The sequence below is a fragment of the Mesorhizobium sp. ArgA1 genome (genome assembly GCF_053714375.1).
This window is the reverse complement of the sequence record NZ_JBSKBQ010000001.1, coordinates 149331-164400: the sequence shown is the minus strand read 5'-3', so window position 1 is coordinate 164400 and position 15070 is coordinate 149331. Positions and strand designations below refer to the sequence as shown.

Annotated in this window: 12 protein-coding genes; 11 read left to right on the top strand and 1 reads right to left on the bottom strand. The window is 62.3% G+C overall.

Going from position 1 to position 15070, the window contains the following annotated elements; translation table 11 throughout:
* Nucleotides 1-17 precede the first annotated feature (17 nt).
* The 6 genes from ACWGTI_RS00740 (at nucleotide 18) to ACWGTI_RS00715 (ending at nucleotide 6302) form a co-directional block, all read left to right on the top strand.
* A complete protein-coding gene (locus ACWGTI_RS00740; protein WP_454585347.1) occupies nucleotides 18-752 on the top strand; it encodes a FadR/GntR family transcriptional regulator in 735 nt (244 codons plus the stop codon).
* Nucleotides 749-1963 carry a PLP-dependent transferase gene (locus tag ACWGTI_RS00735; protein ID WP_454585346.1) on the top strand — a complete coding sequence of 405 codons (1215 nt, stop codon included), beginning with the start codon at nucleotides 749-751 and terminating at the stop codon, nucleotides 1961-1963. Before ACWGTI_RS00740 ends, ACWGTI_RS00735 begins: the two co-directional genes overlap by 4 nt.
* Nucleotides 1964-1989: 26 nt before the next feature.
* Nucleotides 1990-3267, top strand: a complete 1278-nt coding sequence (locus ACWGTI_RS00730; RefSeq protein ID WP_454585345.1) for an ABC transporter substrate-binding protein — start codon at nucleotides 1990-1992, stop codon at nucleotides 3265-3267.
* A gap of 192 nt (nucleotides 3268-3459) precedes the next feature.
* The gene (locus ACWGTI_RS00725) at nucleotides 3460-4383 is read left to right on the top strand and encodes a carbohydrate ABC transporter permease (protein ID WP_454574741.1); all 924 of its coding nucleotides are present in this window, start codon (nucleotides 3460-3462) and stop codon (nucleotides 4381-4383) included.
* Nucleotides 4383-5231 (top strand): carbohydrate ABC transporter permease, encoded by an 849-nt coding sequence (locus tag ACWGTI_RS00720; protein ID WP_454585344.1) that lies wholly within the window; start codon nucleotides 4383-4385, stop codon nucleotides 5229-5231. Before ACWGTI_RS00725 ends, ACWGTI_RS00720 begins: the two co-directional genes overlap by 1 nt.
* A gap of 3 nt (nucleotides 5232-5234) precedes the next feature.
* Complete coding sequence (locus ACWGTI_RS00715) at nucleotides 5235-6302, top strand: ABC transporter ATP-binding protein (protein WP_454585343.1); 1068 nt, start codon at nucleotides 5235-5237, stop codon at nucleotides 6300-6302.
* A 38-nt stretch (nucleotides 6303-6340) separates the two neighbouring features.
* On the opposite strand, the gene ACWGTI_RS00710 is transcribed toward ACWGTI_RS00715, so the two are convergent.
* Entirely contained in the window at nucleotides 6341-7357 is a 1017-nt protein-coding gene (locus ACWGTI_RS00710; RefSeq protein WP_454585342.1) for an AraC family ligand binding domain-containing protein, read from the bottom strand.
* A gap of 75 nt (nucleotides 7358-7432) precedes the next feature.
* On the opposite strand from ACWGTI_RS00710, the gene melA reads away from it, so the two are divergent.
* The 5 genes from melA (at nucleotide 7433) to ACWGTI_RS00685 (ending at nucleotide 15062) form a co-directional block, all read left to right on the top strand.
* Entirely contained in the window at nucleotides 7433-8899 is a 1467-nt protein-coding gene (gene melA, locus ACWGTI_RS00705) for an alpha-galactosidase (RefSeq protein ID WP_454585341.1), read from the top strand.
* Between the two features lie 97 nt (nucleotides 8900-8996).
* Complete coding sequence (locus ACWGTI_RS00700) at nucleotides 8997-11081, top strand: ABC transporter substrate-binding protein (protein WP_454585340.1); 2085 nt, start codon at nucleotides 8997-8999, stop codon at nucleotides 11079-11081.
* A 131-nt stretch (nucleotides 11082-11212) separates the two neighbouring features.
* The gene (locus tag ACWGTI_RS00695; protein ID WP_454585339.1) at nucleotides 11213-12220 is read left to right on the top strand and encodes an ABC transporter permease; all 1008 of its coding nucleotides are present in this window, start codon (nucleotides 11213-11215) and stop codon (nucleotides 12218-12220) included.
* A 46-nt stretch (nucleotides 12221-12266) separates the two neighbouring features.
* A complete protein-coding gene (locus ACWGTI_RS00690; protein WP_454585338.1) occupies nucleotides 12267-13385 on the top strand; it encodes an ABC transporter permease in 1119 nt (372 codons plus the stop codon).
* A 9-nt stretch (nucleotides 13386-13394) separates the two neighbouring features.
* Nucleotides 13395-15062 (top strand): ABC transporter ATP-binding protein, encoded by a 1668-nt coding sequence (locus ACWGTI_RS00685; RefSeq protein ID WP_454585337.1) that lies wholly within the window; start codon nucleotides 13395-13397, stop codon nucleotides 15060-15062.
* The last annotated feature ends 8 nt before the right edge of the window (nucleotides 15063-15070 follow it).

Below are 15070 nucleotides of genomic sequence, written 5' to 3'. Positions count from 1 at the left end.
CTTGGATTTCTGCTGGCGTGACCGAATTCAGCCTTCCGCCGATCCAGACGACAGCCCGCGACGATGCGGTGCTGAAGGCGCTGGCTGGCTTTGTGATGCGCGAAAAACTGGAGCCCGGTGAGAGGCTGCCGACCGAGCGTATCCTCGCTGAGCGCCTGAAAGTCAGCCGCAACACGGTGCGCGAGGCGCTGACGCGCTGGGAAGGGCTTGGACTGGTCGAGCGCCGGCAGGGCTCCGGCACTTATCTCAAGGCTGCCGTCTCGCTCGACATGCTGCACCTGCCGCTGACGCTCGCGGGCGGCAATGATTTCACCGGCCTGATGCGCACGCTGGAGATCCGCCGGGCGCTCGAAGCGGAAGCCGCCGCCCTTTGCGCCATTCGCGCTGACAAGGACGATCTCGCCGAGATCGAGCGCAAGCTCGACATCATGGAGGAGGAGTTTCTCAACCGGGCCGGCATGTCGTCGGAAGAGGACTGGGAATTCCATCAGGCGATCTACCGCGCCTGCGGCAATCCGCTGTTCGAGCAGATCATCGCCGCCATGCATGAGTTGTTCCACCGCTTCTGGGAACATCCGCTCGGTGTGCGTGATTTCGGCCACGCCAGCTTTCCTTACCACCGCACCATGTTCGACTGCATCGCCGCGCACGACCCGGAAGGCGCCCGGGCCGAGGCGCTGAAGCTGATCGCCACCGTCGAGGACGATTTGAAGCGCGGCGCCGCCAACCTCAAACTTTCGGACCGCAAATGAACGAGCACGGCTTCGACCCAGGCATTTCCGGCAGCGACTATCTCGCCGAGGCGGCGACGCTTCTGGCGCATGACGATCCGTTTCCCGGCAATGCCGTGGTGCCGCCGATCTACCAGACCTCGCTGTTCACCTTCGGCAGCTATGCCGAGATGGCCGACACCTTCGCCGGCCGGCGCAAACAGCCGATCTATTCGCGCGGCGACAATCCGACGGTGATGGAATTCGAGGCGCGCGTTGCAGCGCTCGAAGGCGCCGAGGCCGCGCGCGGATTCTCCAGCGGCATGGCGGCGATCAGCTCTACCGTGCTCGCCTTTGTCGGCGCCGGCGATCGTATCGTTGCGGTGCGCAACTGCTATGGCGACGCCTACAGGCTGTTCGAGCGGCTGTTCCCGCGCCTCAACATCAAGGTCGACTATGTCGACGGTTCCGATCCGGACGCGGTCGCTGCGGCACTGCCGGGCGCGAAACTGCTCTATCTGGAAAGCCCGACCTCGATGATGTTCGAGCTCCAGGACCTGGCGCACCTGACGCGGCTGGCGAAAGAGCAGGGCATCGTCACCACCATCGACAATTCCTGGGCGACGCCGGTGTTTCAGAAGCCGATCCTGCACGGCGTCGACCTCGTCTTGCACTCGGCCTCGAAATATCTCGGCGGCCACAGCGACACGGTTGCTGGCGTGGTCGCGGGCTCGGCTGCTCACATCAAGCACATCAACGACCAGACCTATTCGCAGCTCGGCGCCAAACTGTCGCCCTTCGAGGGCTGGCTCTTGCTGCGCGGCCTGCGCACGCTGCCGCTGAGGCTGCCGCACCACATGAAGAGCGGGCTCACCATCGCCGAGCGGCTGAAGGCACATGACAAGGTCGAGCGCGTCAATCACCCCGCCTATTCCAACCATCCCGGCAAGAAGACGCTTGCCGGCTACGCCGGGCTGTTTTCCTTCGAGGTGACGGAGGATGTCGACATTCCGGCTTTCGTCGACGCGCTGAAATTCTTCCGCATCGGCGTCAGCTGGGGCGGCCATGAAAGCCTGGTCGTGCCGGCAAAAGCCTCGCTCGAGCAGACGCCGGGTCTCAATTCGATGGCGCGCTTCGGCGTCAGCCCCCGAACCATCCGCTTCAATGTCGGATTGGAAAGCGTCGAGGACCTCTGGGCCGACATCGCCCAAGCCTTCGACAAAAGCAGAGTCTTCGACAAAGCAAAAAAATAACTGGGTTCAAAATGGGAGTTCTGAACATGAAAAGACTGAGCATCATGCTTGCCACCGCTGCCGGCCTGGCGATTTCCGCCAGCGGCGCGCTGGCCGACACCACCCTCAAGCTGGTCGAGGTCATCACCAGCCCGCAGCGCACCGAATTCCTGAAGAAGCAGATCGCCGAATTCGAGGCCGCCAATGCGGGCGTCAAGGTCGAGGTGGTCTCGCTGCCCTGGGGCCAGGCGTTCGAGAAATTCCTGACCATGGTGCAGGCCGGCGATACGCCCGACATCGTCGAGATGCCGGAGCGCTGGATGGGCCTCTATGCCACCAACGGCCAGCTCGAGGATCTTGGCCCCTACATGGCCAAATGGGACGATGCCAAGACGCTCGGCGACCGCGCCAAGCAGTTCGGTTCGACGGTCAACAACACCCAGTTCATGATCCCTTACGGCTACTATGTGAACGCGCTGTTCTGGAACAAGAAGCTGTTCAAGGAAGCTGGCCTTGACGGCCCGCCGGCGACTCTCGACGATTTCATCGCCGATTCAAAAAAGATCTCCGCCATTCCGGGCAAATATGGCTATTGCCTGCGCGGCGGCCCGGGCGCCTTCAACGGCATGCACATGTTCATGAACATCGCCCAGGGCAAGGGTGGCTACTTCAACGAGGACGGCACCTCGACCATCAATGAGGAAGGCTCGGTCAAGGGCCTGCAGATGCTGGCCGACATGTACAAGGACGGGCTGGCGCCGAAGGACGCGGTGAGCTGGGGCTTCAACGAGACCGTCACCGGCTTCTATTCCGGCACCTGCGCCATGCTCAACCAGGACCCTGACGCGCTGATCGGCATTGCCGACAAGATGAGCGCCGACGATTTTGCCGTGGCGCCGCTGCCGGTCGGACCGAGCGGCAAGTCCTATCCGACGCTGGGCTATGCCGGCTGGGCGATGTTCGCCAATTCGCAGCACAAGGACGATGCCTGGAAGCTGATGGCGACGCTGTTGTCGCCCAAGGACAATCTGGAATGGGCCAAGGAAGTCGGCGTCGTGCCGATCCACAATGGCGCCGACCAGGACTCCCATTTCAAGACCGAGCAGTTCAAGGGCTGGTTCACCGAGCTCAGCGACAGCTCGAAATATGAAATGGTGACGCCGCCGACGCATCTGGAAAACCTCGGCAACTTCGTCGACCAGGTGGCGATCAAGAATTTCCAGGAAGTGCTGCTCGGCCAGAAGTCGGCCAAGGACGTCGCCGATCAATGGGCTGCGTTCCTGACCAAGGAACAGCAGGACTGGATGGCCAAGAACAAGAAGTAGGCGCGGCTCCCTTTCTTCCTTCTCCCCGTTCTATGGGGAGAAGGTGGCCCGGAAGGGCCGGATGAGGGGCAGCGCCAGCACCCCAATGTTTGCGCTGCCCTTTATCCGCCTACCTGCGTCTTTCTCCGCAGACGGGGAGAAGGACGGCTGTGGCCAATCCCGATACTCCTCCAGGAGATGTTTTAGCACCCAATGACCTATGCCGTGTCCGAAATACGATCCGCAGGCCGGCCGCGAAAGAAGCGGCTGACGCATGCCGCCATCGAGCCCTGGCTTTATCTCAGCCCCGCGATCGTTCTGCTGGTTGTGGTGCTGCTGGTGCCGCTGGTCATCGGCATAAGCTATTCCTTCCGCAAGTTCTCCGCCTTCAAATCCGAATATGTCGGTCTCGGCCAGTATCAGGCGATGCTGACCGACCAGGTGCTGGGGCAGGCGCTGGTCAACACGCTTTGGTGGACCGTCGCCAGCCTGTTCTTCCAGTTCTTCCTCGGCCTTGGTCTTGCGCTGCTGCTCGACAAACCATTCTACGGCCGCAAATTCGTGCAGGCTGTCGTCTTCCTGCCCTGGGCGGTGCCGTCCTTCCTGTCGGGCCTGACCTGGGCGTGGCTGTTCAACCCGATCATCGGACCGCTGCCGCATTGGCTGTTCGCCCTTGGCCTGAAAGCCGAACCGACCAATGTGCTCTCCGATCCGGCGACCGCCATGTGGGGGCCGATCGTCGCCAACATCTGGTTCGGCATTCCGTTCTTCGCCATCACGCTCCTGGCGGCGCTGAAGTCGATCCCGTCGGAGCTGCATGAGGCCGCCGCCATCGATGGCGCCTCGCCCTGGCAGCGCTTCACCAAGGTGACGCTTCCCTTCCTGGCGCCGACCATTGTCATCACCGTCATGCTGCGCACGATCTGGATCGCCACTTTCGCCGATCTGATCTTCGTCATGACCGAAGGCGGGCCGGCGGGCTCGACCAGCACGGTGCCGGTCTACATCTATGTCAGCGCCTTCAAGTCGCTGGACAAGGGCTACGCTTCGGCGGTCGCGGTGCTCCTCCTGGTCCTGCTCATCGCCTATGCGATCGCGCTGATCGCCATTCGCCGCTTGCTGGTGAGGCACGTCTGATGATCGCCGGGCGCTCCACTTCCTCACGCATTTTCAGCGGCATCGGCCTTTACGGCGCGATTGCGGCGTACATGATCTTCGCGCTGTTCCCGATCTTTTGGACGCTGAAGATCTCGGTGACGCCGGAGCGGTTGCTCTATTCCGAGGGGATCACGCTGTGGCCGTCACAGACGACGTTCCGCAACTTCATCACGGTTCTCGAAGCGTCTGATTTCCCGCGCTATTTCCTTAACAGCGTGATCGTCTCGGTGTCGACTGCGGCACTCGTCACCGTGATTGCCACGCTTGCCGGCTACGCGATGTCGCGCTTCACCTTCCGCGGTAAGGCGACGCTGTCGATCATGCTGCTGCTGACCCAGACCTTCCCGCTGGTGATGGTCATTCCGCCGATCTACCGCGTCATGGGCGAGCTTGGCCTGACCAACAGCCTGGTCGGGCTGATCATCATCTACACCGCCTTCAACACGGCGTTTGCCACCTTCCTGATGCAATCCTTCTTCGACGGTATTCCGAAGGATCTGGAGGAGGCGGCGATGATCGACGGCTGTACGCGGGCGCAGGCGATGCGCAAGGTGATCGTGCCGCTGACCTTGCCCGGCATGGGCGCGACGCTCGGCTTCGTCTTTACCGCCGCCTGGAGCGAACTGCTGTTCGCGCTGATGCTGATCTCCAGCGACGACCAGAAGACGTTCGCCGTCGGCCTGCTCACCTATATCGGCAAATTCGCCGTCGACTGGGGGCAGATGATGGCGGCGTCGATCCTGGCGCTGATCCCGGTCTGCATCTTCTTTGCCTTCCTGCAACGCTATCTCGTCACCGGCCTCACCGCCGGCGCGGTCAAAGGATAATCGATGGCTTCCGTCACGCTGCAAAACGTCGAGAAGGATTACGGTTCGCTGCGCATCCTGCACGGCGTCGATCTGGAGATCGCCGATGGCGAGTTCGTCGTGCTGGTCGGCCCGTCCGGCTGCGGCAAGTCGACCCTTTTGCGCATGATTGCCGGGCTGGAAGAAGTCTCCGGCGGCGAGATCCGCATCGGCGAACGGCTGGTCAACGATGTCGCGCCGAAGGACCGCGACATTGCCATGGTATTCCAGTCCTATGCGCTCTATCCGCATATGGATGTGTCGTCGAATATGGGCTTCAGCCTGCTTTTGAAGAAGGCGGAGAAGACGACGATCGACGGCAGGGTAGGGGCGGCCGCCAAGCGCCTCAGTCTCGACAGTTTCCTCGGCCGTCTGCCGCGGCAATTGTCCGGTGGCCAGCGCCAGCGCGTCGCCATGGGCCGCGCCATCGTGCGCGATCCCAAGGTGTTTTTGTTCGACGAGCCGCTCAGCAATCTCGACGCCAAACTGCGCGTCCATATGCGCGCCGAGATCAAGGCGCTGCACCAGCAGCTGAAAACCACCTCGGTCTATGTCACCCACGACCAGATCGAAGCCATGACCATGGCCGACCGCATCGTCGTCATGCATGACGGCTACGTCCAGCAGGTCGGTCATCCGCTCGAACTCTATGACCGGCCGATCAACACCTTCGTTGCCGGTTTCATCGGTTCGCCCGGCATGAATTTTTTTCCGGCGACGGTCGCGAAGGCTGGCAAGGTGGATGCGGTGCTGGCTGACGGCCAGAAGCTGCGGCTGCCTGAGGGTTTGCCGCTCACGGATGGTGACAAGCTCACCGTCGGGCTGCGGCCGGAACACATCCAACTCGCCGACGACGGAGGGCTCAAGGCAGAGGTCGAAGTGGTCGAGCCGCTCGGCCTGTCGACGCAGTTCTATGTCCGGCTCGCCGACCAGCTGGTTTGTGTCTTCGTCATGGGACGCAGCACTATCCGGCCGGGCGACACGGTAAGACTGTCAGCCGATCCGACGGCGCTGCATCTGTTCGATCCCGCAAACGGCAACCGCATCGGGTGAGGGGTGCGCCTGAAGCCGGCAACCAGAAGCAATCCGTTTTAGCGGTGGTTGCCCAGGCTGGCATACATGCCGGTGGTGCGGAACTGCGTCGGATTGATGCCGTAGAGCCGGCGGAAGACTTTCGAAAAATAGTTGGCGTCCTCGAAGCCGCACAATATGGCGACTTCCTTGACCGGCAGGAAATCGGCCTTGGTCAAAAGTTTCGCCGCCCGCTGCAGCCGCTGCTGCAGCACGAATTCGGCCGGCGGCACGCCTTCGCTCTCGGCAAAGCAGCGTGAGAAATGTGCCCGACTGAGGCCGCTGATTTGCACGAGGTCGGCTACCGGCAGAGGCTTGTCGAGATTGGCGTTGATATGATCGATGACCGGCTGCATGGCGCTCTGTTTTTCGGTGAAGGCGTGCGAGCCGAAGACATCGTCGTAAAGCGCCATCGCCGCTTCATAGGCGACTGCCGAAGCCGACCCCGGCGAAGCGCCGCCTTTGATCAGGCGCAGGCTGCAATCGGCGAGATGATCGATCGTCTGAGGCTGGAGCCGCAACACCGGACCGGAGACACTGAGAATGGATTTGTGGATGCGCAGCGCCTCCTCGCCATTCATCGAGATCCAGAAATATTCCCAGCGGTCGCCCTTCTCCAGCCAGTAGCGATGGTTGTGCGGCACCAGCACCAGCAGCGTGTCGTTGGCCTGCAGGCGGTAGTTGCGGTTTTCATAGCGCAGCTGGCCGGTGCCGCTGATCGTGTGCTGCAGCACGGTGAACGGTGTCTGGCCGCGCTTGCGCCCATCCCAGTCGTAAGTCACACCCTCGCGCACTTCATAGCCGGTGCTGGTCGGCATGGCATGCAGGCGCTGACGGCCGCGCGGCAGCGAAATGGTGCGCATCAACTGTCCGTTGGCGATCAGATCACGCAGCACAAAATTACCCTCGAAAGCATAAACGTTCTCTGGCCGTGCCCGCGAATAACGGCATAATCCAAATCCTGAGAACGCGAAAGACCCGCGGTCGAGGAGCGGGCGGGAGGAGAATGAGCCGGAAATTCCGGTTCCGAATGGCATGCGCGCGATGGCGCGTCGCCATGCGCTCCTCCTTCGCTCCTTGCCTGGCATTCGACCCGCATCGAGGTGAAGGTGATGAGTTTCAAAATCGCTATTATCGGCGCCGGCAGCGTCGGCTTCACCAAAAAACTGTTCACCGACATTCTGTGCGTTCCGGAATTCAGCGATATCGAATTCGCGCTGACCGATCTCAGCGAGCACAATCTCGGGATGATCAAGGCGATCCTCGACCGCATCGTCGAGGCCAACAAATTGCCGACAAAAGTCACCGCGACCACCGACCGCCGCAAGGCGTTGGAAGGCGCGCGCTACGTCATCAGCTGCGTGCGGGTCGGCGGGCTCGAAGCCTATGCCGACGATATCCGCATTCCCTTGAAATATGGCATCGACCAGTGTGTTGGCGACACGATCTGCGCCGGCGGTATCCTCTACGGCCAGCGCAACATCCCGGTCATCCTCGACTTCTGCAAAGACATCCGCGAACTCGCCGAGCCGGGCGCGAAATTCCTCAACTATGCCAACCCGATGGCGATGAACACCTGGGCGGCGATCGAATACGGCAAGGTCGATACGGTCGGCCTCTGCCACGGCGTCCAGCATGGCGCCGAACAGATCGCCGAAGTGCTCGGCGCCAAATCGCATGGCGAACTCGACTATGTCTGCTCCGGCATCAACCATCAGACCTGGTTCGTCGATCTGCGCCTCAACGGCCGCAAGATCGGCAAGGACGAGCTGGTCGCTGCGTTCGAAGCGCATCCGGTCTATTCGCAGCAGGAAAAGCTGCGCATTGACGTGCTGAAGCGCTTCGGCGTCTACTCGACCGAAAGCAACGGCCATCTCTCAGAATATCTGCCGTGGTACCGCAAGCGGCCGGACGAAATCACCCGCTGGATCGACATGTCCGACTGGATCCATGGCGAGACCGGCGGCTACCTCCGCTACTCCACGGAAACGCGCAACTGGTTCGAGACGGAATTCCCGCAGTTTCTCGAAGCGGCGTCGAAACCGATCGACCCGGCCAAGCGCTCCAACGAACATGCCAGCCACATTCTCGAAGCGCTGGAGACCAACCGCGTCTACCGCGGCCATTTCAACGTCAAGAACACCGGCATTATCACCAACCTGCCACAGGACGCCATCATCGAATCGCCGGGCTTCGTCGATCGCTTCGGCATCAACATGGCCGCCGGCATCACGCTGCCGGAAGCCTGTGCCGCCACCTGCATCTCTTCGATCAATGTCCAGCGCATGTCGGTGCATGCGGCGATATCGGGCGACATCGATCTCTTGAAGCTTGCCGTGCTGCACGATCCGCTGGTCGGTGCCGTGTCGACACCGGAAGAGGTCTGGCAGATGGTCGACGAGATGGTCGTCGCCCAGGCCCGCTGGCTGCCGCAATATGCGGATGCGGTGCCGGCGGCGAAAGAGCGGCTTTCGAAATCGAAGGTCAAGACCCGCGACTGGGCGGGTGCGGCGCGGCGCAAGGTGCGCTCGATCGAGGAACTGCGCGCCGAAAAGACGGCGCTGAAACAGGCGGGCTGAGATGCTTGCAGGCGCACCGCGGGAGGCCGGTTCGCCAATCAGCCGTCGTAGATAGATGCGGGCAGCAGCAGACGTCGAAACATCTGGGAGGAACACGATGAGGAACTTTCGCAGAATTGGCATTCTCGCCGGCTTGACGCTGAGCGTCTCGGTCTTGGCGCTCGGCGCATACGCCTCCGAGCCGACAACACCGCCGGCGCCGGCACCGTTTCCCGCCGAGGGCAAGATCAAGTACGTCGCCCGCGATTCCATCCTGGAATTCAAGGCGCTGCCCGAATATCACGAGCCTGACTGGGTCACCGAGAAATACGTCAAGGCCGGCAAGCTGCCGCCGGTCAAGGACCGGCTGCCGAAGGAGCCGCTGGTATTCAAGACCGCCAACATGCCGGATGGCATCGGCGTCTATGGCGACACAATGCGCCATGTCATCGGCGGCCGGCCGGAAGGCTGGAACTATGGCGCCGGCCAGACGCAAGGCTGGGGCGGCATCGACATTGGCCTGTCGGAATGCCTGACACGCACAGCGCCTTTATTCCAGGTCGAGGCCAAGGACACCGAACCGCTGCCGAACCTGGCCAAAAGCTGGGACTGGTCGAAGGACGGTCACAAGCTGACCATGCATCTGGTCGAAGGCGCGAAATGGTCGGACGGGGTCGCCTTCAACGCCGATGACGTCATGTTCTACTGGGACGACGAGGTCGTCGACCCCAACGTCTCGCCGCTTAACGGCGCCACCGAGGAAACCTTCGGGGTCGGCACGACGCTGAAGAAGATCGACGACTACACCGTCGAGTGGACGTTCAAGGACGCCTTCCCAAAGCAGTATCTCTACGCCATGGCCTACGGCACCTTCTGCCCCGGCCCGGCTCATATTCTGAAGCCGCAGCATCCAAAATATTCAAAGAACACCTACGACCAGTTCAAGAACGCGTTCCCGCCGGAATATATGAACATGCCGGTGATGGGCGCCTGGGTGCCGGTGGAGTATCGGCCTGACGACATTATCGTCATGCGGCGCAATCCCTACTACTGGAAGGTCGACGAGAAGGGCAACCAGCTGCCCTATCTCAATGAGCTGCACTACAAGCTGTCGACCTGGGCCGATCGCGACGTCCAGGCGGTGGCAGGCGCTGCCGACTTCTCCAATCTGGAGCAGCCGGAGAATTTCGTCGCCTCGCTGAAGCGGGCGGCGGACAAGGACGCACCGGCCCGGCTCGCTTTCGGTCCGCGCCTGATCGGCTACAATCTGCGCATGAACTTTTCCGCCAATGGCTGGGGTAATCCCGACGAGCGCGGCCAGGCGATCCGCGAGCTGAACCGCAACGAGGACTTCCGCAAGGGCGTCACCATGGCGCTCGACCGCAAGGCGCTCGGCGACTCGCTGGTCAAGGGGCCGTTCACCGCGATCTATCCGGGCGGGCTCTCCTCCGGCACCTCCTTCTATGACCGCAACTCGACGGTTTACTATCCTTTCGATCTCGAAGGCGCCAAGGCTGAGCTTGCCAAGGCGGGCCTCAAGGACACCGACGGCGACGGCTTCGTCAACTTCCCGGCCGGCACTGCCGGCGGCAAGAATGTCGAGATCGTCATGCTGGTCAACAACGACTACACCACCGACAAGAGCCTGGCGGAAGGCGTCGTCGGCCAGATGGAGAAGCTCGGCCTGCGCGTCGTACTCAACGGCCTCAACGGCACCCAGCGCGACGCCTCGCAATATTCCGGCCGATTCGACTGGCTGGTGCGGCGCAATGAGCAGGAGCTGACTTCCGTCGTGCAGAACACCGTGCAACTCGCGCCCGTCGGCCCCAAGACCAGCTGGGATCACCGCGCGCCTGAAAGCGGTGTGGTCGACCTGATGCCGTTCGAAAAGGAGCTTGTCGACATCGTCAACAAGTTCGTCTCGAGCCAGGACAATGACGAACGCGCCAAGCTGATGCGAGAGTTCCAGAAGATCTCGACGGAAAATATCTACAATGTCGGGCTGACCGAATATCCCGGCGCCCTGATCGTCAACAAGCGCTTCTCCAACATTCCGCAGGGGACGCCGATCTTCATGTTCAACTGGGCTGAGGACTCGATCGTGCGCGAACGGGTCTTCGTCGCCGCCGACAAGCAGCAGAAATACGAACTCTATCCCGAGCAGCTGCCGGGCAAGCCCGGCGACAAGGGTCCGACGAACTGAGGGGCCCGACCGCCTGAGAGACCATGAGCTGAGTTTCCTCCCCTGGCTGACGCCCGGCCGCGCTGCGCGCGCGGCCGGGGCGGGATAAGGTCAGCGGCAACAAATTTGATCCAAGGAGGAGAAACGAACCGATGCTGCGATTCCTGGCCATGCGCATAGCATCCGCGGTGCCGGTTCTGGTCATCCTGAGCCTGGTCACTTTCGCCATCATCCAGGCACCGCCGGGCGACTATGCCGACTACATCCGCTCGCAGCTCATCAACCAGGGCGGTGCCTCGTTTGCCGAAGCCGACGCGCAGGCGCAGGCGTATCGGGTCGAGCACGGCCTCGATAAGCCGATGCCGGTCCAGTATCTCAACTGGATCGGCGGCATCGTCACCCGTGGCGATTTCGGCTACAGCCTCTACTACAACAAGCCGGTCGCCGATGTGGTCGGAGAGCGGCTGCCGCGCACGCTGCTCCTGGCGCTGGTCTGCCATCTGCTCGCTTCGGTGCTCGGCATCACCTTCGGTATCTGGGCGGCGACGCGGCAATACACCTGGATCGACTCGACGCTGTCGGCCATCTCCTTCCTCGGCATGACCGTTCCGCGCTTCCTGATGGCGCTAATCATCGTCTACCTGCTGGTCTTCCAGTTCAACGTCTCGGAGATCGGCTCGTTCTTCTCGCCGCAATATGGCGGCGCGCCGTGGTCTTGGGGCAAGTTCGTCGACCTCGTCAAGCATGTCTGGCCGGTAGTAGCGATCGCCACCTTCGGCGGGCTCGCCTACAACATGCGCGTCATGCGCGGCAATCTGCTCGACACGCTCAATGCTCAATATGTCGAAACAGCGCGTGCCAAGGGACTGACCGGCAGCGCGGTGGTCATGCGCCACGCGGTGCCAAATGCGCTGCATCCGCTGATCATGTACCAGGGCGTTGTGCTGCCTTATATGCTGACCGGCGAGATCGAGACGGCGATCATCTTTGCGCTGCCGACCGTGGGCCCGGCCATTGTCGGCTCGATGGCGGTAGGCGACGTCTATGTCACGGCGACCTTCATGATGGTGCTGTCGGCGACGCTGATCGTCGGCAATATCATCGCCGACATGCTGCTCGCCCTGCTTGACCCGCGCATCCGCCAATATGCGGGGTCCTGAGATGCTTGCCCGCGACACCTCACCGCCGCTGCTTCCGGATGAGCCAATGAAAACGGATCCAGTCAAGACGGAGCCCGTCAAGACGGGGCCGCGCGGCAATGAGAGCTACATCGCGCTGGTCTGGCGCCGGCTGAAGCGATCCTGGACCGGCATGGCCGGGCTGATTCTGGTCGTGCTTCTGGTGCTGATGGCGCTGTTTGCCGATTTCTTCGCGCCGATGGACCCCAAGGTCACAGATGTCGCTTTCGCCCCGCCGCAGACGATGAGTTTTTACGACAAGGACGGGAATTTCGTGCTGCAGCCGCGGGTTTATGCGCTCGCGGATTCCACAGACCTCGACCCGGTCACCTTCCAGCCGGTCGTCGGGCCGGACTACGAGCATCCGCGCCTGCTCGGCTTCTTTGTCAACGGCGCCGAGTACCGGCTGCTCGGCCTGATCCCCGCCAACCGGCATTTCTTCGCTTCGACCGACGGCCAGCCGGTGCATTTCCTCGGCACCGACAAGTTCGGCAGGGATGTGCTGTCGCGCGCCATCCAGGGATCGCGCGTCTCGCTGATGATCGCGCTGACCGTGGTCTTCATCGTCACTGTGATCGGCACCACGGTCGGCATGGTCTCCGGCTATTTCGGCGGCCGGTTCGACGTCTGGGTGCAGCGCTTCGTCGAGCTGGTGCTCGCTTTCCCGCAGCTGCCGCTTTATCTGGCGCTGACGACGCTGATCCCGGTGACCGCGCCAACCAACGTCTTCCTCGCCTTCGTCATCATCGTCATGTCGGCGCTGGGCTGGGCGCAGATGTCGCGCGAGGTGCGCGGCAAGACGCTGGCGCTGGCGCGGGTCGACTATGTGCGTGCCGCCATGGCGGTCGGCGCCACCGACATGCGCATCATCATGCAGCACATTTTCCCCAATGTGATGAGCCACGTCATCGTCGCCGTGACGATCGCGATCCCGGCGGTGGTCCTGCTCGAAGCCTTTCTCGGCTTCCTCGGCTTCGCGGTGAAGCCGCCGCTGATCTCATGGGGGCTGATGCTGCAGGACACCGCAACCTATTCGGTCATCGGCACCTATCCCTGGATACTGTCGCCGGTCGGCTTCGTGCTGATCACCGTCTTTGCCTTCAACGCGCTGGGCGACGGCCTGCGCGATGCCGTCGATCCCTATTGAGGTGGCCGGATGACCGTCGCACTCGCACAATCCTTCGCTCCAGCCGTCCGGCTCGACCATGCCGGCCGCCACGACCAGCCGATCATCGATGCCCGCAACATCGAGGTCGCCTTCAAGGTCGAGCACGGCGTCGTCGAGGCTGTGAAGGACATCTCGTTCCAGCTCTATCGCGGCGAGACGATTGCCATCGTTGGCGAGTCCGGCTCCGGTAAATCGGTGACGGCGCGCACCGTCATGGGGCTGCTTTCGAAGCGGGCCACTGTCTCTGCGAAATCGACCGTCGACTATTGCGGGCAGGACATACTGAAGTTCCCCGAGAGCGCCCGGCGCAAGCTTCGCGGCAACCGCATCTCGATGATCTTCCAGGAGCCGATGAGCTCGCTCAACCCGATCTATACGGTCGGCAGCCAGATCGTCGAGGCGATCAGGGTGCACCGCAAGGTGAGCCGCAAGCAAGCCTGGGCGCGGGCGCTCGAGCTTTTGCGGCATGTCCAGATCCCCGAGCCGGAAGCACGCATCAAGCAGTATCCGCACCAGTTGTCGGGCGGGCAGCGTCAGCGCGTGATGATCGCCATGGCGCTCGCCAACGACCCCGATGTGCTGATTGCCGACGAGCCGACGACCGCGCTCGACGTCACGGTGCAAGCGCAGATCCTCAACCTGATCCGCAACCTGCAAAAAGAGCTCAGGATGGCGGTCATCCTGATCACCCACGACCTCACAGTGGTGCGGAGATTCTCCGACTATGTCTATGTCATGCAATATGGCGAGATGTGCGAGCATAACGTCACCGAACGGCTGTTTGCCGACCCGCAGCATCCCTACACCAAGCGGCTGCTCGCGTCCGAACCGCACGGCAAGCCGAAGCCGCTGCCGCAGAACAGCGGCACTATCCTCGAGGCACGCGACATGCGCGTCTGCTTCATGCTGCGTCATGGCAGCTTCCTGAAGCCGGACTGGCGCGAACTGGTTGCCGTCGACGATCTCGGCCTGAAACTTTGCCGCCACGAAACGCTGGGGCTGGTTGGTGAATCCGGCTCCGGCAAGACCACGTTCGGTCTTGCTCTGCTCAAGCTCACCGATGCCAAGCGTGGCGAGATCAGTTTCGACGGCCAGCCGATCCAAGGCCTGTCGCGTGCCGAGATGCGGCCGCTGCGCTCACGCATGCAGGTTGTCTTCCAGGATCCGTTCTCTTCGCTCAATCCGCGTATGACGATCGGCCAGATCATCGAGGAAGGGCTGGTCGTCAACAAATTGGGTGCGACGCGGCGCGAGCGGGTCGAGCGGGTGCGCGACGCCCTGGTCAGCGCCGGCATGCCGGGCGATATCCTGTCACGCTTCCCGCACGAATTTTCCGGCGGCCAGCGGCAGCGCATCGCGATCGCGCGGGCCATTGCATTGGAACCCGAATTCATCCTGCTCGACGAACCGACTTCCGCGCTCGACCTCTCGGTGCAGGCGCAGATCATCGACCTGTTGCGCAAGCTGCAGGACGAGCGCGGGCTGAGCTATCTCTTCATTTCGCACGACCTCAAGGTGGTGCGCGCGCTCTGCCACCGCGTCATCGTCATGCAGAACGGCAAGATCGTCGAGCAGGGACCCGTCGACGAGGTCCTCACCAATCCCAAGACCGCCTACACCGAACGGCTCGTCAGGGCCGCCTTCGACGTGGCGTAGCAAAATGC